16 protein-coding genes are annotated in these 16988 nt (G+C 71.2%); 2 read left to right on the top strand and 14 right to left on the bottom strand.

Annotation, left to right across the window (positions count from 1 at the left end):
• Nucleotides 1-870, bottom strand: a complete 870-nt coding sequence (locus tag ACY0MJ_RS04755; RefSeq protein WP_462637153.1) for a YbgC/FadM family acyl-CoA thioesterase — start codon at nucleotides 868-870, stop codon at nucleotides 1-3.
• Nucleotides 867-1781, bottom strand: coding sequence for an alpha/beta hydrolase (locus ACY0MJ_RS04750; protein ID WP_462637152.1), 915 nt, complete (start codon nucleotides 1779-1781; stop codon nucleotides 867-869). Before ACY0MJ_RS04750 ends, ACY0MJ_RS04755 begins: the two co-directional genes overlap by 4 nt.
• Nucleotides 1782-1888: 107 nt before the next feature.
• On the opposite strand from ACY0MJ_RS04750, the gene ACY0MJ_RS04745 reads away from it, so the two are divergent.
• Nucleotides 1889-3025 (top strand): iron-containing alcohol dehydrogenase, encoded by a 1137-nt coding sequence (locus ACY0MJ_RS04745; RefSeq protein ID WP_462637150.1) that lies wholly within the window; start codon nucleotides 1889-1891, stop codon nucleotides 3023-3025.
• Nucleotides 3026-3116: 91 nt separating this feature from the next.
• Here ACY0MJ_RS04745 and ACY0MJ_RS04740 read toward each other — a convergent pair whose 3' ends face one another.
• The 4 genes from ACY0MJ_RS04740 to ACY0MJ_RS04725 are packed head-to-tail and all read right to left on the bottom strand — an operon-like array spanning nucleotide 3117 to nucleotide 8622.
• Complete coding sequence (locus tag ACY0MJ_RS04740; RefSeq protein ID WP_462637148.1) at nucleotides 3117-4205, bottom strand: patatin-like phospholipase family protein; 1089 nt, start codon at nucleotides 4203-4205, stop codon at nucleotides 3117-3119.
• A gap of 35 nt (nucleotides 4206-4240) precedes the next feature.
• Entirely contained in the window at nucleotides 4241-5356 is a 1116-nt protein-coding gene (locus ACY0MJ_RS04735) for a serine/threonine-protein kinase (RefSeq protein WP_462637147.1), read from the bottom strand.
• On the bottom strand, nucleotides 5353-6276 hold the full coding sequence (locus ACY0MJ_RS04730; RefSeq protein WP_462637146.1) for a PEGA domain-containing protein: 924 nt from the start codon (nucleotides 6274-6276) through the stop codon (nucleotides 5353-5355). Before ACY0MJ_RS04730 ends, ACY0MJ_RS04735 begins: the two co-directional genes overlap by 4 nt.
• A gap of 27 nt (nucleotides 6277-6303) precedes the next feature.
• On the bottom strand, nucleotides 6304-8622 hold the full coding sequence (locus tag ACY0MJ_RS04725; RefSeq protein WP_462637145.1) for a Tex family protein: 2319 nt from the start codon (nucleotides 8620-8622) through the stop codon (nucleotides 6304-6306).
• 130 nt (nucleotides 8623-8752) lie between these two features.
• Between ACY0MJ_RS04725 and ACY0MJ_RS04720 the strand changes: the two genes are divergently transcribed.
• Nucleotides 8753-9391: a hypothetical protein gene (locus ACY0MJ_RS04720; RefSeq protein WP_462637143.1), complete on the top strand. Its 639-nt coding sequence runs from the start codon at nucleotides 8753-8755 to the stop codon at nucleotides 9389-9391.
• Nucleotides 9392-9495: 104 nt separating this feature from the next.
• Here the strand turns inward: ACY0MJ_RS04720 and ACY0MJ_RS04715 are convergent, their stop codons facing one another.
• Genes ACY0MJ_RS04715 through ACY0MJ_RS04680 form a run of 8 tightly spaced genes read right to left on the bottom strand, consistent with a single transcriptional unit; the run spans nucleotide 9496 to nucleotide 16955 of the window.
• A complete protein-coding gene (locus tag ACY0MJ_RS04715; RefSeq protein ID WP_462637142.1) occupies nucleotides 9496-10038 on the bottom strand; it encodes a methylated-DNA--[protein]-cysteine S-methyltransferase in 543 nt (180 codons plus the stop codon).
• A gap of 8 nt (nucleotides 10039-10046) precedes the next feature.
• On the bottom strand, nucleotides 10047-10991 hold the full coding sequence (locus ACY0MJ_RS04710; RefSeq protein ID WP_462637141.1) for a glutathione S-transferase family protein: 945 nt from the start codon (nucleotides 10989-10991) through the stop codon (nucleotides 10047-10049).
• Between the two features lie 10 nt (nucleotides 10992-11001).
• Nucleotides 11002-12642 (bottom strand): isovaleryl-CoA dehydrogenase, encoded by a 1641-nt coding sequence (locus ACY0MJ_RS04705; RefSeq protein WP_462637140.1) that lies wholly within the window; start codon nucleotides 12640-12642, stop codon nucleotides 11002-11004.
• A complete protein-coding gene (locus tag ACY0MJ_RS04700) occupies nucleotides 12639-13655 on the bottom strand; it encodes an NADP-dependent oxidoreductase (RefSeq protein WP_462637139.1) in 1017 nt (338 codons plus the stop codon). Before ACY0MJ_RS04700 ends, ACY0MJ_RS04705 begins: the two co-directional genes overlap by 4 nt.
• A gap of 12 nt (nucleotides 13656-13667) precedes the next feature.
• Nucleotides 13668-14096, bottom strand: coding sequence for a PaaI family thioesterase (locus ACY0MJ_RS04695; RefSeq protein ID WP_462637138.1), 429 nt, complete (start codon nucleotides 14094-14096; stop codon nucleotides 13668-13670).
• Nucleotides 14097-14888, bottom strand: a complete 792-nt coding sequence (locus ACY0MJ_RS04690) for an SDR family oxidoreductase (protein WP_462637137.1) — start codon at nucleotides 14886-14888, stop codon at nucleotides 14097-14099.
• Nucleotides 14889-14904: 16 nt separating this feature from the next.
• Nucleotides 14905-15129: a hypothetical protein gene (locus ACY0MJ_RS04685; protein ID WP_462637136.1), complete on the bottom strand. Its 225-nt coding sequence runs from the start codon at nucleotides 15127-15129 to the stop codon at nucleotides 14905-14907.
• Entirely contained in the window at nucleotides 15129-16955 is a 1827-nt protein-coding gene (locus ACY0MJ_RS04680) for an acyl-CoA dehydrogenase (protein ID WP_462637135.1), read from the bottom strand. Before ACY0MJ_RS04680 ends, ACY0MJ_RS04685 begins: the two co-directional genes overlap by 1 nt.
• Nucleotides 16956-16988 lie beyond the last annotated feature (33 nt).

Genomic DNA, 16988 nt, shown 5'->3' with positions numbered 1-16988 from the left:
TCAGCGCGCCAGCGGCAGCGCGCTGGTCATGGTGATGTGCGGGATGCCGGCCTCCTCGTACGGCTCGCCCTGCGCCTCGAAGCCCAGGCGCGCGTAGAAGGAGCGTGCGGTGCGCTGCGCGTGCAGCGCGATCGCGCGGTCGCCGCGCCGCTGCGCCTGCGCCGCCAGCGTGCGCAGCACTTCCTCGCCGAAGCGGCGGCCGCGCAGCACCTGGTGCACGGCCATGCGGCCGATGGTCGCGGTGCCGTCCTGCGCGGGCAGCAGCCGGCCGGTGGCGACCGGCTGGCCCAGGCGGTTGTAGGCGACCGCGTGCAGTGCGCTCGCATCGGCCTCGTCCCACTCCAGCTCCACCGGGATGCCCTGCTCCTGCACGAACACCTCGGTGCGCAGGCGGCCCGCGTCCTCGCCCAGTTCGGCCCAGCTGCCGGTCTTCACCTGCAGCATGGGTTCGCCGGCTTCGTAGCCCGTGATCACGTCCCGCAGCGGGCCCGGCACCGGGCGCGAGGTCTGCGTCGCCGGGTCGGCGAACACGTAGACCAGCTCGCAGGTGATCAGCAGCTGCTCGCCGCGGAAGATCGCGCCCTGGAACAGCATGGACGAATTGCCGATGCGGCCGCACTTCAGCGCCACGTCGAGCCGGTCGTCCATGCGGGCCGAGGCGTGGAACTCCACCGTCGCCTTCTTCACGTACAGGTCGCCCTGCAGCTGGTGCATCGCCTGCTCGTAGGGCAGCGCGAGCGCCCGCCAGTAGTCCGCCACCGCCGTGTCGAAGTACATCAGGTAGTGGGCGTTGAAGACGATCTTCTGCATGTCCACTTCCGCCCAGCGGACCCGCAGCGGGTGGAAGAAACGGAACTCTTCTCTCTTCATGCCTGCCATGCGCGTTGGAGGGCCGCCGCGGCATCCGCGTGCGCCTGCCGGGCTTCCGGCAGCGCGCGGCCCATCTTGATGAATTCGTGGGTGACGCCGCGGTAGATCTCGAGGTCCACCGCGACGCCGGCTGCGCGCAGTTTATCCGCGTAGGCCAGGCCCTCGTCGATGAGCGGGTCGCACTCGGCCAGGCCGAACCAGGCGGGCGCCACGCCTTCGACGTCGGGCGTTTCCAGAGGCGCGAAGCGCCAGTCCTCGCGCTGGTCGTCTTCGACGTACTGGCCGAAGAAGTAGTCGATGTGCGCCTGCTCCAGCAACAGGCCCTGCCCATAGCGCGCCTGCGAGGGCGTGTCCTGCCGGGCGGCGCAGCCGGGATAGAACAGCAGCTGCAGGCGCAGCGCGAGCCCGGTGTCGCGCGCGAGCGTCGCGCAGACGGTGGCGAGCGTGCCTCCGGCGCTGTCGCCGCCCACCGCGAGCCGCCTTGCGTCGAGGCCGAGGCGGGGCGCCTCGCGCGCCGCCCACTGCGTCGCCGCCCAGGCATCGTCCACCGCGGTCGGGAAGCGGTGCTCCGGCGCCAGCCGGTAGCCGACCGAAAGCACGGCCCCGCCGGAGCGCTGCGCCAGCACGCGGCACAGCGTGTCGTGGCTGGCGATGCTGCCGATGGTGAAACCGCCGCCGTGGAAGTACACGAGCAGCGGCAGGCTCGCGTCTTCCGAAGGCGCATAGAGACGCGCCGGGAGCATGGCGCCGTCGGCCGCGGGAAACTGCAGGTCCTGCACGCGGGGCAAGGCGGGGCGCGGGACCTCCAGCACGCCGGCGCCGGCCTCGTAGGCGGCGCGCGCCTCGCGGGGCGGCAGGCTGTACAGGGGCGGCTGGCCGGCGCGCGCCATGCGCTCCAGCACCGAACGCATGGCAGGGGTCAGTTCGGGAAACTGCGGAAGAAAAGGCACGGGGGCGGCGGCGCCCCCCGATGCGGGCGGGCGTACAGTGAAGCCCTCATCGTAAGCGACAAGAAGCCATGGCCCTCATCTACTACCTCACCCAGGTCCAGTTCGATTTCGGCGCGATCCGCCTGCTGAAGCAGGAGTGCGAGCGCGTGGGCATCTCCAAGCCGCTGGTGGTCACCGATGCCGGCGTGCGGGCCGCCGGCGTGCTGCAGAAGGCGCTCGATGCGCTGGCGGGCGTGCCGCACGCCGTGTTCGACCAGACGCCGTCCAATCCCACCGAGGCTGCGGTGCGGGCGGCGACGGAGATCTACCGCCAGGAAGGCTGCGACGGGCTCGTCGCCGTCGGCGGGGGCTCGGCGATCGACTGCGCCAAGGGCGTCGCCATCGCCGCCACGCACGAAGGCCCCTTGAAGCACTACGCCACCATCGAGGGCGGTTCGCCGCGCATCACCGAGAAGGTCGCGCCCCTGGTCGCGGTGCCCACCACCAGCGGCACGGGCAGCGAGGTCGCGCGCGGCGCGATCATCATCGTGGACGACCACCGCAAGCTCGGCTTCCATTCCTGGCACCTGCTGCCCAAGACGGCGATCTGCGACCCGGAACTCACCATGGGCCTGCCGCCCAAGCTCACGGCCGCCACCGGCATGGATGCCATCGCGCACTGCATGGAGACCTTCATGGCCGCGGCGTTCAACCCGCCGGCCGACGGCATCGCCCTGGACGGACTCGAGCGCGGCTGGAGCCACATCGAGCGCGCCACGCGCGACGGCAGCGACCGCGAGGCGCGGCTGAACCTGATGAGCGCGTCCATGCAGGGCGCGATGGCCTTCCAGAAGGGCCTGGGCTGCGTCCATTCGCTCAGCCACAGCCTGGGCGGCGTCGATCCGCGCCTGCATCACGGCACGCTCAACGCGATGTTCCTGCCGGCGGTGGTGCGCTTCAACGCGCAGGCGCCGTCGGTGCAGAAGGACCGCCGGCTGGACCGCATGGCGCACGCGATGGGCCTGCGCTCGGGCAACGACATCCCGGAGGCGATCCGCGACATGAACGCGCGGCTGGGGCTGCCTTCGGGGCTGGCGGCCATGGGCGTGCAGCGCGAGTGGTTCGACAAGATCATCGAGGGGGCGATGGCGGACCATTGCCACAAGACGAATCCGCGGGAGGCGAGCCGGCAGGATTACGTGGAGATGCTCGAAGCGTCGATGTGATTGCTGGTGGTTCGCTGCGCTCACCACCAGCCTACGAATACCCACGAGCGCCGGCTTCGTAGGCTGGCGGTGAGCGGAGCGAACCCCAGCACTACAAGGCTTCCACGCGCGAGGGATCCGGCCGCTCCAACCACCCCGCGAACTCCTCCGCCAGCCGCTCGCTCTCGCGCGCGGCCCGCGTCCAGTCGCGCATGCGCCCCGGCGCGTCGTTCGCGTAGCGCGCGAAGTCCGTGCGGTCCGGCAGCTTCCCGTTCGGCAGGCTGCGCACCCATCCGGGATCGGGCGCCAGCACGATCATCCGGTCGAGGAAGGCCGTCGGCCGGTGCCGCCACTTCAGGCCCTTGTCCAGCCAGCCCGGCACCACCGCCTTCTGGAAATGCGGATAGAGCACCAGGCCCGGCCCCGGCTCGCAGGCGTAGTTCAGGTGCAGGTGGTAGTCGGTGATGCCGCCGTCCCAGTAGGCGCCGGGCGGCGCGCCGGGGATGTCGTGCACGGCCTGCAGCAGGAAGGGGATCGAACAACTCGCCTGCAGCGCCGGCTGGAAGTTTTCCTCGGTCAGCGCCACCTGCCGCGTCGGGAAGTCACCGGTGTCGAATGGCAGCGGACACGGGCTGCCCTGCTCCGGCCCCGAGAACACCACGCGCTCCAGCCACGCGCCCATCGCCTTGCGGTGCACCACGTTGCTGACGAAGGCACCCAGGTAACCGAGCGGCGTGGCGATGCGGTGTTCGCGCCGCAGCAGGTGCCGCCCCCGCGTCGTGACGACGTGCAGCCGGAAGCGCGGATGCGACAGCACCTCGGCGATGCGCCCGCCGTAGAAGGCCGTGAGCCCTTCGGCGAAGCGCCGCGACAGCAGCGCCGCGGTCGGCCTGCGCATGCCCAGCGGCAGGGAAAAGTCCTGCGCGATGTAGTCGCGCTCCATCTGCGCGAAGGCCTGCGCCGGGTCGCGCAGGCAGGCGGTGGCCATCCGCCAGGCACCGATGGAGGCGCCGACGAGATGGATGGTGTGGTCGGTCCGCGGCAGCCAGCGGCCGAACAGGAAGCGGTCCAGCGGCCCGAGGACCAGGCCCTTGGGGCCGCCGGCCGCGCCGGGCACGATGCCGACGTCGGCGGCCTGCAGGCCATGCTGCCCGATGTGGCGCCGGGCGGCCGGCCCGGCGTAGATGCGCAAGGCTTGCATCGCGGAATTCTAGGGAGCCGCGCCGCGGCGCGGCTTCAGCGCAGCGCGATCGCGAGCGCGCCCGCCGTGGCCAGCAGGTAGGCCGTGGCCCAGGCCAGCCAGCGGCCGGTCCTGCGCGGCGCGGCCGGCGCGGCCGCTGCGGGTTGCCGGCGCAGGCTCTCGAGCCCGGCGGAGGAATCGAAATCCGGCGCCAGCGGCAGGCCGCGCGCGGGCGCCTCGGCCTCCTGCATCGTCGTGATCGCCGCCGTCGCCGCATAGGGATCGGCCGCGCCATCGCCGGCCGCCGGGGCCTGCTCGCCTCGGCCGCGCGGCAGCGTGCCGCGGATCTGCGCGAGCTCGCGGGCCATCTCCCCCGCATCCTGGTAGCGCGCGGCGGCGTTCCTCTGCATGGCGCGCGCGATCACCGCATCCAGCGCCGGCGGAATGCCGGCGCGGAACTGGCTGGGCGGTGGCGGCGTGCCGTGCAGGATGGCGTTGAGCAGCTGGCCGAGGTTGCTGCCGTCGAAGGGCGGGACGCCGGCGATCATCTCGTACAGCATGGAGCCGAGCGAGAACACGTCCGTCCGGTGGTCCACCGCGTGCCCGCTCACCTGCTCCGGCGACATGTACTTGGGCGAACCCATCATCGTGCCGCTGCGCGTGCGCACGTCGGACGTCTGCATGCGCGCGATGCCGAAGTCCATGATCTTCGCGTGCCCGTCGGCCAGCAGCATGATGTTGCCCGGCTTGATGTCGCGGTGCACGACGCCGCGCGCGTGCGCCGCGCCCAGCGCCGCCGCGACCTGCGCGCCGATGTCCACCGCCTCGTGCAGCGACAGCATGCCGGCGGCCATGCGGTCGCGCAGCTCCTTGCCCTCCAGCAGCTCCATGGCGATGTAGAGCCAGTCGCCCTGGCGCCCGAGGTCGTGGATGGTGATGATGCCCGGGTGGTTCAGGCTGCCCGCGGCCTTCGCTTCCTGCAGGAAGCGGGCCTCGAGCTCGCGCCGCTCGCCGGCCTCGTCGGGCAGCAGCAGGGTCTTGACCGCCACCTGGCGCTGCAGCGAATCGTCCTCGGCCAGGTACACCACGCCCATGGCGCCGCGCCCGAGCTCGCGCACGACGCGGTAGCGGCCGAGGTGCGTGAAGGGGGAGGTACCGGCGTCCACCGTCACCAGAGCCTCCGCCAGCGGTCCTTGAGCTGCTCGATCACGCTCGGCCGCTCCTGCTCGCGCACGCGCGGACGGCGCGGCGGCGGCGCGGCGAACACGTGCTTCAGCTGCAGCTGCTCGCCCGGCTGCAGCTGCACGTCCAGGCGCAGCGGCGGGAAGCGGCCGCTGCGCACCTCGATGCTGTGCGGCCCCGGCGGCACCTTCAGTTCGAGCATGGGCGGCGTCGCGCCCTCGCGCTTTCCGTCGATGAACACCTCGCCCGAAGGCTGCACGTCGAAATGGATCACGGCGGGCCGGCGCGCCGCTTCGTAGCGCTCGCGCGCGATGCGCGCTGCGGCGCCCGCGCCGAGCAGCAGCACCAGGCCGCCGCCCGCCAGCAGGCGGCGGCGCAGCGTGCGATCGCGCGCCGCGGCGGCGTCGAACACGAAGATCGGGTGCTTGCGCAGCTGCTCGTCCACCATGTCGCCGGCCGGCCGCAGGTCGTCAGCCTCGCGGCGCGAACGCGCGGCGAGCGCATCGCGGAAAGGCTGCGACGCCACCACGGCCTGCGTCGCGGTGAAGCCGGCGAGCGCCGCCGCGGTCTCGAGGCCTTCGCCGGCCACGCGCGGCTGCCCGCCCTCCTGCAGCAGTTCCACGGGACCGTGGTGCAGGCCGATGCCGAGCGGCGCGCCGGCGGCCTCGCGCGCGGCGATGCCGGCCGCGCGCAGGGCGACGGACGGGGGCACGTGCCCGACGAACGCGAGGCCGTCGGGTGCCTCCAGAACAACGCGGTGGGCCGGATCCCAGTCCGCGAGCGCCTTGCGCGCCGCGGCCAGCAGGGTTTCACGCAGGCCCGCCTGCCGCGCGGGATCGTCCGCGAAGCCGCGCATCCGCAGGGAGAGCACGCTCGCTGCGACGCCCGCCTGGCCCGGTGCGGCGTTCATCCGCGGGAAGGTTTCGCCTGCATGCGGCTATTTTCGCAATCCCTGCAGTTTTGCAAATGCGCCCTGCATCGCGCCGCCGATCACCGGGTTGGCCGGTGCGCGCTGCCCGCGGCCGGCCCCTTCGTAGCGGTTTTCGCGGGGCCCGCCCGCGCGCGGCGCCGGCGCGCCGAGCTTCATGGTGAGGCTGATGCGCTTGCGCGCGGTGTCCACTTCCAGCACCTTCACCTTGACGATGTCGCCGGTCTTCACGACCTCGCGCGCGTCGTTCACGAACTTGTGCGACAGCTGGCTCACGTGCACCAGGCCGTCCTGGTGCACCCCCAGGTCGACGAAGGCGCCGAAGGCGGCGACGTTGCTCACGGTGCCTTCCAGCTCCATGCCGGGCTGCAGGTCGGCGATGTCGTCCACGCCCTCGTTGAAGCGCGCCACCTTGAAGTCGGGGCGCGGATCGCGGCCCGGCTTCTCCAGCTCGCCCAGGATGTCCTTCACCGTGATGACGCCGAACTTCTCGTTGGCGAACAGTTCCGGCTTCAGCGTCTTGAGCATCTCGGCGCGGCCCATCAGCTCCTGCACCGGCTTGCCGGCGTGCGCCAGGATCTTCTCCACCACCGGATAGGTCTCCGGGTGCACACCCGTCATGTCCAGCGGGTTCTCGCCGTTGCGGATGCGCAGGAAGCCCGCGCTCTGCTCGAAGGTCTTGGGGCCGAGGCCGCCCACCTGCAGCAGCTGCTGGCGGCTGCGGAAGGCGCCGTTGGCCTCGCGCCATTGCACGACGGCCTTCGCGACCGAGGCGGACAGGCCCGACACGCGCGCCAGCAGCGGCGCGCTGGCGGTGTTGAGGTCCACGCCCACCCGGTTCACGCAGTCTTCCACCACGGCGTCCAGCGTGCGCGCGAGCTCGCTCTGGTTCACGTCATGCTGGTACTGGCCGACGCCGATCGACTTGGGATCGATCTTCACCAGTTCGGCCAGCGGGTCCTGCAGCCGGCGCGCGATGCTCGCGGCGCCGCGCAGGCTCACGTCCACGTCCGGCATCTCCTGCGACGCGTATTCGCTGGCGGAGTAGACCGAGGCGCCGGCCTCGCTCACCACGATGCGCTGCATGCCGTCGATGCGCTTCATCAGGTCGGCCGCCAGCTTGTCGGTCTCGCGGCTGGCGGTGCCGTTGCCGATGGCGATGAGGTTCACGCCGTGCTTGCGGCACAGCTGGCCCAGCGTGTGCAGCGCGCCTTCCCAGTCGCGGCGCGGCTCGTGCGGGTACACCGTGGCGGTGTCCACCAGCTTGCCGGTGGAGTCCACCACCGCGACCTTCACGCCGGTGCGGATGCCCGGGTCCAGGCCCATCACGACGCGCGGGCCGGCCGGTGCGGCCAGCAGCAGGTCGCGCAGGTTCTCGGCGAACACCTTGATCGCCACCTTCTCGGCCTCCTCGCGCAGGCGCGAGAACAGGTCGCGCTCGGTGGACAGCGACAGCTTCACGCGCCAGGTCCAGGCCACGCACTTGCGCAGCAGGTCGTCGGCCGCGCGCTTCTGGTGGCTCCAGCCCAGGTGCAGCGCGATGCGTCCCTCGGCCACGGAAGGCTGCCCGGGCTCCGGCTCCTGCGGCAGCGCGAGCTTCGCTTCCAGGATGTCCTGGGCGCGGCCGCGGAACACGGCGAGCGCGCGGTGCGATGGCACGCGGGCCATCGGCTCGTCGTAGTCGAAGTAGTCGCGGAACTTGGCGACGTCGGGATGGTTCTCGTCCTTGCCCGCCGCGAGCTTGGACTTCAGCAGGCCCTCGGACCACAGCCACTCGCGCAGCGACTGCACCAGCGCGGCGTCCTCGGCCCAGCGCTCGGACAGGATGTCGCGCACGCCGTCGAGGACGGCGGCCACGGTGGTGAAGTCCTCGCCGCCCTCGCCCTTCTCCGCCTTCACGAAGGCGGCGGCTTCGGCCGCGGGATCGCGCGTGGGATCGGCCCACAGCAGGTCGGCCAGCGGCTCGATGCCGGCCTCGCGGGCGATCTGGCCCTTGGTGCGCCGCCTGGGCTTGTACGGCAGGTAGAGGTCTTCCAGCTCCTGCTTGGTCGGCGCCGCCTCGATGGCGGCGCGCAGTTCGGCCGTGAGCTTGCCCTGCTCCTCGATGCTCTTGAGGACGGCCTCGCGCCGCTCCTCCAGCTCGCGCAGGTAGGCGAGGCGCGCTTCGAGTTCGCGCAGGTGGTTGTCGTCGAGGCCGCCGGTGGCCTCCTTGCGGTAACGGGCGATGAAGGGGACGGTGGCGCCGGAATCGAGGAGCTCGACGGCCGCGCGGACCTGGCTCTCCTGCACTTTGAGTTCGGCAGCGATCTGCCGCAGGATTTTTTGCATCGTGTTACTGCTTGCGGACGATGGGAGCGGTCGAGTTTGCCACACGCTGCGGACACCCAAACAGGGCACTGGCTGACAGTTGCGCGCGCCCCACTGACGAGAATCGGTTGACATCCCAAGGAGTTTCCTCATGCGCACACGCACCATCGCGCTGGTGGTGGCGATCCTGCTGGTCGCAGGCTTCGCCGCCCTGAACTGGGCGGAGATCATCCGCCCCACGCCCCTGCTGTTCGGCCCGGTCGTCGCGGACGCGCCGCTGGGCCTGATCCTCCTGGGCCTGCTGGCCCTCACGCTGGTCCTGTTCCTCGCGTCGTCGGCGGCCATCCGCACGCAGTCGCTGATGGACTACCGGCACCACCAGAAGACGCTGGAAGCGCAGCGCGAACTGGCCGACAAGGCCGAGGCCTCGCGCTTCACCGACCTGCGCCAGCACCTGGACACGCACCTGAAGGAAATGCGCGAGCGCGACGCGCACGCGGCGACCGAATTCGACAAGGCCATGGTGCAGAACCGGCGCGAGATGCAGGCGCACATGGAGCAGTTGAACCGCATGGTGTCGGCGCGCCTGAACGAGCTGGAGCACCGGCTGGAAAGCCGCTTGGAGCGGATCGGCGGCGCGCCAGTGGCGCGCACCGAAGTCGCGCGGCCGGACGTGCCGCTGCAGAGCGAGCCGCTGGCGCGCATGCAGGAGGAGGAGCGGCGGCTGGAAGGGGAGCGGCGGATGGAGGACAAGCCCGCCGAGACTTCCGGCTGGCGCAGGTGGTTCTGATGCGCTGATCGCTGGGGTTCGCTGCGCTCACCGCCAGCCTACGGGGCCGGTGAACGCGAGCTCCCATCGTAGGCTGGCGGTGAGCCGCAGGCGAACCCCAGCTTCTAGAACAACCCCGGCTGGTCCCCGAACCGCGCCTTCTCGATCTCCAGCATCCGCAGCTTCGTGTTCGCCCCGCCCTCGGCGGAGAAGCCACCCGACCTGCCGCCGGCCGCGAGCACGCGGTGGCAAGGGATCACCGGCGCGAACGGGTTGTGCCCCAGCGCCTGCCCCACCGCGCGCGCGGCGCCCGGCTCGCCGATCCGCCGCGCCACCTCGCCGTAGGTCAGCACCTCGCCCGGCGGGATCGCGCGCGTCACTTCATACACGCGCCGGTTGAATTCCGGCAGTTCCCCCCAGTCGAGCGGCAGGTCCGCGAGGTCGTCGTGCGCGCCCTGCAGCAGCGCCTGGATGCGCGCGATCGCGCCTTGCACGAAGACCGGCGGCTGCGCTTCCTCCGCTTCGCCGGTGTAGCGCAGCATCCGCCGGCGCGTGCCTTCGTCCGTCGCCTCCGGCAACTGCACCGCCGCGAGCGCGTCGGCGGTCCATGCGATGCCGCACGCGCCGATGGCCGTGTCGAACAGGCAGAAGCCGATCGCGCGGGCCATGCTTCGCTTCAGGCGGCGCGCAGCACGTAGCCGAGGCGCGGGAAATGCACGTGCACCAGGCCGGCGCGGGCGTCCTCGCGCCGCAGGCTGTAGTGCGTGCGGGTGGCGGCGATCAGCTCGCCTTCGGTCGCCTCGGTGCCGAAGCTCTCCGGCGTGACCGTCACGCGGCTGCCCAGCGCGATGCCGTGGTCGTCCTGGAAGGCGCTGTCGACCAGCAGGTTGGCGCCCGGCGGTTCGGGCTCCGCCGCCGCGGCGATGGCCACCGCGTCCGCGGACGTCAGCTTGGTCATCGGGCCGTGGCCGATCGCCTCCATCCGGTTGGCCCATTCGTTCACCGAGGGCGTCGCGTCGAGGATGTCGGCCAGCGGCGGGACCTGGTTGCGCGTGTACCAGATGCCGTGATAGGCCGCGAAGTCGGCGACGCACGGCGCGATGCCGAACAGGAAGTCGTGCTCGTCCGCCATGTTGGCGATGCGGCGCAGGTAGGAGCGGTACGCCGAGGTCGCATCGCCGGGCCGCAGCCGCACCATGTTCGTCGCCATCGCCTTGCGGTCCTCGCCGAAGGCCTTGGCCGCTTCCGGCGGCGCCTTCGCGAACACGTGCGCCATGCCGCGCGGCTGCAGGTTGTAGCCCATCGCCGCCCAGAACAGCGTGGAGTCGGCCCACTGCGCGAAGATGCGGCAGGCGCCCTTCAGGTGCGGCGGGTACAGCGTCGGCTCCGGCCGCACGTGCTCCAGCACGTCGCAGATCAGCGCCGTGTCGCAGTAGATGTCCGCCCCGACCTGCAGCACCGGCGTGCGCCGGTAGCCGCCGGTGAGCGCGACGACGTCGGGCTTGGGCAGGATGGGCGGGACCAGCACCGATTTCCACGGCAGCTTCTTGTGGCCCAGGACCAGGCGGATCTTTTCCGAGAAGGGCGAGCTGGCGTAGTGGTGCAGGATGAGGTCTTGCATGCGATGGTGTTCAGTGCGGCAGCGCGCGCCGCAGGATCGTGTCGAAATCGGTGCCGCCCGGCAGCGTGCCGAACACCTGGCCGCCTTCGCCGCCCAGGCGCGCGGCGCAGAAGGCCGCGGCCACCGGCCCCGGCGCGGTCTGCACGAGCAGCGCCGCCTGCACGGCGAGCGCGACGTCCTGCGCGAGGCGGCGCGCCTCGGCTTCCGTGGACAGTTCCTCCACCCGGGTCGGCAGCGCCGCGGCCATGCGGTCCAGCGCGGCATGCTGGCCCTTCGCCGGCGCCAGTTCCGCCGCGAGCGCCGCGGCGGCATCGGCCTTGCGCAGCGCGCGCAGCAGGTCCAGCGCCATGATGTTGCCGGCGCCTTCCCAGATGGAGTTGACCGGCATCTCGCGGTAGATGCGGGCCATGACGCCTTCGCCGCCCTCTTCCACGTAGCCGTTGCCGCCCAGGCATTCCATGGCTTCCTGGGCGAAGCCGCTGCCGCGCTTGCAGATCCAGAACTTGGCGATGGGCGTGAGCAGGCGCGCGATCGCGGCTTCCTGCGCGTCCTCGCGGCGCGCCAGCGCGCGGGCGAGGCGCATGGCCAGGGCCGTGGCCGCTTCGCTTTCCAGCGCGAGGTCGGCCAGCACGTTGCGCATCAGCGGCTGCTCGATCAGGCGCTTGCCGAACGCCATGCGCTGGCGCGTGTGGTCCAGCGCCAGCGCCAGCGCCTGGCGCATCAGCCCGCTGGTGCCCAGCGCGCAGTCCAGGCGCGTCATCGTGCCCATCTCGAGGATCTGCGGCACGCCCCGTCCTTCGTCGCCGACGAGCCAGGCCGTCGCGCCCTCGAACTCCACTTCCGAGCTGGCGTTGGCCTTGTTGCCCAGCTTGTCCTTCAGCCGCTGGATGCGGATGGCGTTGCGGCTGCCGTCCGGCAGCACGCGCGGCAGGAACAGGCAGCTGAGGCCCGAGGCGGTCTGCGCGAGCACCAGGAAGGCGTCGCACATGGGCGCGGAGAAGAACCACTTGTGGCCGGTGACCGCGTAGCGCGCGCCCCAGGCGTCGCTGCCCTGCGGCTCGGCGCGGGTCGTGTTCGCGCGCACGTCCGAGCCGCCCTGCTTCTCGGTCATGCCCATGCCCATGGTCACGCCGGCCTTGTCGCGCCAGGGCGCCAGGCGCGGGTCGTAGCTGCGGCTGGTGAGCTTGGGCGCCCAGTCGCCGTGGATCGCCGCATTCGCCCGCAGCGCCGGCGTGGCGGCGTAGGTCATGGAGATCGGGCACAGCACCGAGGGCTCCAGCCCGGTGAACAGCATGAAGCCGGCGGCGCGCAGGAGGTGGGCCTCCGGGCCCGCGGACCAGGCGCTGCCATGCAGGCCGGCTTCCACGGCCGCCGTCATGAGCGCGTGGTAGCTCGGATGGAACTCCACCTCGTCGATGCGGCGGCCGAAGCGGTCGTGCGTGTGCAGTTCGGGCAGGTGCGTGTTGGCCAGGCGCGCGTGCGCCTGCATCTGCGCGCTGCCGGCGAGCGCGCCCAGGCGCACCAGCGATTGCGTGTCGGCGCCGGGCGCGTTGAAGCGAAGCGCGTCCTGCAGGGGCCGGTTGGTCTCGAACAGGTTGACGTCGGCCAGCGGCTCGGGCTGGTTGAAGACCTCGTGCGTGGCCGCGCTCATGAGATCTTCACCAGCTGCTTGCCGAAGTTGCGGCCCTTGAGCATGCCCAGGAAGGCTTCCGGCGCGGACTCGAGGCCCTGCGCGACGGTCTCGCGCGGGCGCAGCTTGCCGCTGCCGACCAGCCCGCCCAGCTCCTTCAGCGCCTCCGGCCAGTCCTCCATGTGCTCGCTGACGATGAAGCCCTGCACCAGCAGCCGGTTGGTCAGGATCAGCTGCGGATAGGCCATGGGAATGGGCTTGCCGTCGTAGCCGGCGATCATCCCGCACAGCGCGATGCGGCCGAAGGCGTTCATGCGCAGCATCACGGCGTCCATCACCATGCCGCCGACGTTCTCGAAATAGCCGTCGATGCCGTCCGGGCAGGCTTCCTTCAGCGCGCGCGACAGCGACTGCGCGTCGGCGTGCTGCTTGTAGTCGATGCAGGCGTCGAAGCCGAGTTCGTCCGTCACGTAGCGGCACTTCTCCGGCCCGCCCGCGATGCCCACGGCACGGCAGCCGCGCACCTTGGCGAGGGCACCCAGCGCGCTGCCGACGGCGCCGCTGGCCGCGCTCACCACCACCGTCTGCCCCGCCTTCGGCTGGATGATGCGGTTGAGGCCGTACCAGGCCGTCACGCCGGGCATGCCCACGGCGCCCAGGTAGTGCGACAGCGGCACCTGCGTCGTGTCCACCTTGCGCAGGGCGCCGGGCTGGCTCGCGTCGACCACGCTGTACTCCTGCCAGCCGCCCATGCCCAGCACCTTGTCGCCCACGGCGAACTTCGGGCTGCGGCTTTCCACCACCTCGCCCGCCGTGCCGCCCTGCATCACCTGCCCGAGCGGCTGCGGCGCGGCATAGCTCTTGGCGTCGTTCATGCGCCCGCGCATGTAGGGGTCGAGGCTCAGGAACTCGTGGCGCACCAGCACCTGGCCTTCCTGCAGCGGCGGCGTGTCCGTCGTCACCATCCGGAAGTTGCCCGTGCTCGCCTCGGCCTGGGGCCGGTTGTCCAGCAGGATCTGTCTGTTCTTCGGCATGGTGCGCTCCTGTCAATCGGTGGAAATGGCGTCGCCCGGCGCGCCGGGCGGCCGCCGCTTGACGTACTTGAAGGTGCCGCTGGCGTGGGCGCAGGCGCGGCCCTGCGCGTCGAAGACGGTGCCCTCGGTGAAGGCCATGGACTTCGTGCGGTGCATCAGCCGCCCGCGGGCGGTGAGCAGGCCCTGGCAGGGCTGCATGAAGCTGGTCTTCATCTCGATGGTCACGACGCCGGTTTCCATGTCCACGCTGCGCGCGGCGGTCGCCATGGCCACGTCCAGCAGCGTCATGATGGCACCGCCGTGCGCGACCAGGAAGGAATTCATGTGTTCGTGCTTCGGTTCGAAGCGCAGTTCCGAGGCGCCGCCTTCCATCATCACCAGCTCTAAGCCGAGGTGGTGGACGAAGGGGATCTCGGCCCCGAAGAGTTTCGGGCTCGCCACTCAGCCTCCGGTGACGACCGACACGCCGCCGTCCACCGCGAGCCACTGGCCGGTGATGTGCTTGCCGGCGTCGGAGGCGAACAGCAGCGCGACGCCCTTCAGGTCCTCGTCGTCGCCCAGGCGGTTCAGCGGCGCGTTCTTCTTCAGGTTCTCGATGCCGATCTTCTCCAGCGTGCCGCGCGTCATCTTGCTCGGGAAGAAGCCGGGACAGATCGCGTTGACGTTGATGCCGTGCTCGCCCCACTCGCAGGCCAGCGCCTGGGTGAAGGTGATGACGGCGCCCTTGGACGTGTTGTAGGCGATGGTCTCGTGCCCGGCCGGGTTGCCGCCCAGCCCGGCGATCGAGGCGAGGTTGATGATGCGCCCCTGCTTGCGCGGGATCATGCTGCGCTTCGCGACCAGCTGGCTCAGCAGGAAATAGCCGCGGACGTTCAGGTTCATCACCTTGTCCCAGGCCTCCAGCGGATGGTCCTCGGCCGGCGCGCCCCAGGCGGCGCCCGCGTTGTTGACGAGGATGTCGACGTCGCCCATGCGCTCGAGCGTCTCGTCGACGAGCCGGCGGATGTCTTCCTCGCGGGCGCAGTCGGCCGCGATCCAGCGCGCGTCGATGCCGGCGGCCTGCAGCTCGGCGACGGCCTCCTCCAGTTCGTCGGACTTGCGCGCCGTGAGCATGATGCGCGCGCCGGCCTCGCCCAGCGCATGCGCCAGCTGCAGGCCCAGGCCGCGGGAGCCGCCGGTGACGAGGGCCGTGCGGCCTTTGAGGTCGAAGAGTTGGGCGATGGTGCGGGTCATGGACTTCTCCGTGGGTTCAGGTTTTCGTCGGCGGGCGGGGCGGCGTCTCGCCGAGGCGCGAGCGCACGAAGATCAGCACGATGCCGGCGACGGTGGCCACGCCGCCCAGCACGGACAGGCTCCAGCCGCCGATCACCGTCTCGTCGTGCGAGGCGATCCCCAGCACCAGGGCGAACAGGCCGCCGTAGATGAGGATCCAGGCCAGCGCATCGAGGCGGGCCAGGGTGCGCTGCGAAGGCATCAGAAGGCCTCCTCCGGCATCGTGGCGCAGGTCGCGTCGCGCGTTTCCACGACGCGCAGCCAGGCCGGGATCTTCGTCAGCTCGTAATGGAAGAAATAGCGGGCAGCGCGGCGGCGGCCTTCGTCTTCCGCGCGCGTGCTGTCCGGCGGGACGGCCAGCAGCACGTCCAGCCAGGCCCAGGCGATCACGAGGTGGCCGAAGGCCTGCATGTAGGGCACCGCATTGGCGAGCGCCTCGCCAGGGTTGCCGGTGGCCCAGGCCGCCTTGGTGGCGGCGCCGACCTTCTGCAGCGCCTGCCCCAGCGCATTGGCGTGTTCGGCGAGTGGCGGCTGCTGGATCGCGCGTTCGATCGTCGCGTTGATGCGGCCGGCCAGCAGCATGAGTCCCTTGCCGCCTTCCATCACGACCTTGCGTCCCAGCAGGTCGGCCGCCTGGATGCCGTGCGTGCCCTCGTGGATCATGTTCAGGCGGTTGTCGCGCCAGTACTGCTCCACGGGAAAGTCGCGGGTGTAGCCATAGCCGCCGTGCACCTGGATCGCGAGCGAATTGGCCTCCAGGCAGAACTCGCTGGGCCAGCTCTTGGCCACCGGCGTCAGGACTTCCAGCAGCAGGCGCGCCTCCTCGGCGGCTTCCGGCGTGCCGGTGTGCTGTTCGTCGACCAGCCGCGCGCAGTACAGCAGCAGCGCCAGCGCGCCCTCGCAATAGGACTTCTGCGCGAGCAGCATGCGCTTGATGTCGGCGTGCTCGATGATGCGGACCTGCGGCTGCGCGGCGTCCTTGCCCGCCGGTCCAACGGGGCGACCCTGCGGGCGGTTCTTCGCATATTCGAGGGAGGCGTAGTAACCCGCCAGCCCCAGCGAGGTCGCGGCCAGCCCGATGCCGATGCGCGCCTCGTTCATCATGTGGAACATGCAGCGCAGGCCCTCGCCCGGCTTGCCCACCAGGTAGCCGATCGCGCCGGCCCCGCCGCGCACCGGGTACTTCCCTTCGCCGAAATTGAGCAGCGTGTTGGTCGTGCCGCGCCAGCCCAGCTTGTGGTTCAGGCCGGCCAGGGCAATGTCGTTGCGCTCCCCGGTCAGCTGGCCATCGGTGCCGACGAGCTTCTTCGGCACGATGAAGAGCGAAATGCCGCGCGTGCCCGGCACCAGCTCGCCGTCCGGACCCGGGATCTTCGCGAGCACCAGGTGCACGATGTTCTCGGCCAGCTCGTGTTCGCCGGCGGAGATCCACATCTTGTTGCCCTTGAGGCGGTAGCGCGGGCCGAGGGGATCGCTCTCGAAATCGGCGCCGTCGGGCGTCGCCCGCGTGGCGATGTCGGAAAGCGAGGAGCCGGCCTGCGGCTCCGACAGCGCCATGGTCCCGGAGAAGCGGCCGCTGAACTCGTTGCGCGCGAAGACCTCCTTCTGCGCCTCGGTCCCGTGCACCATCAGCAGGTTGGCGTTGCCCTTGGTCAGCAGCCCGCCGCCGATGCTGACGGACGCGGTGGCGAAGAAGGTGCCCGCCGCCGCCTCGATCGTGTAGGGCAGCTGCATGCCGCCCTCCTCGTAGTCCTGCGCGGCGCCCAGCATGCCGGAGGCGACGTAGGCCTCGTGCGCCTCGTGCGTCGCGCGCGGCAGGATCACCTTCTCGCCATCGAACCGCGGCTCCTCGGTATCCACCAGCCGGTTGAACGGTGCGTACTTCTCCCGCGCGATCCGCTCGCACGTATCCAGCACCGCATCGAAAGTCTCGCGCGAATGCTCCGCGAACCGCGCGCGGCCGTTCAGGCGGTCCGCATGCAGCCAGTCGTACAGCAGGAAATCGAGCGTGGGGCGGAGGGAGGACATGCGCGCTTCGGACAAGGAGTTGGAAGGTGGAGA

It is taken from the genome of Ramlibacter sp. bp-362, from assembly GCF_054956735.1.
This window is presented reverse-complemented; position numbering and strand designations above follow the sequence as displayed.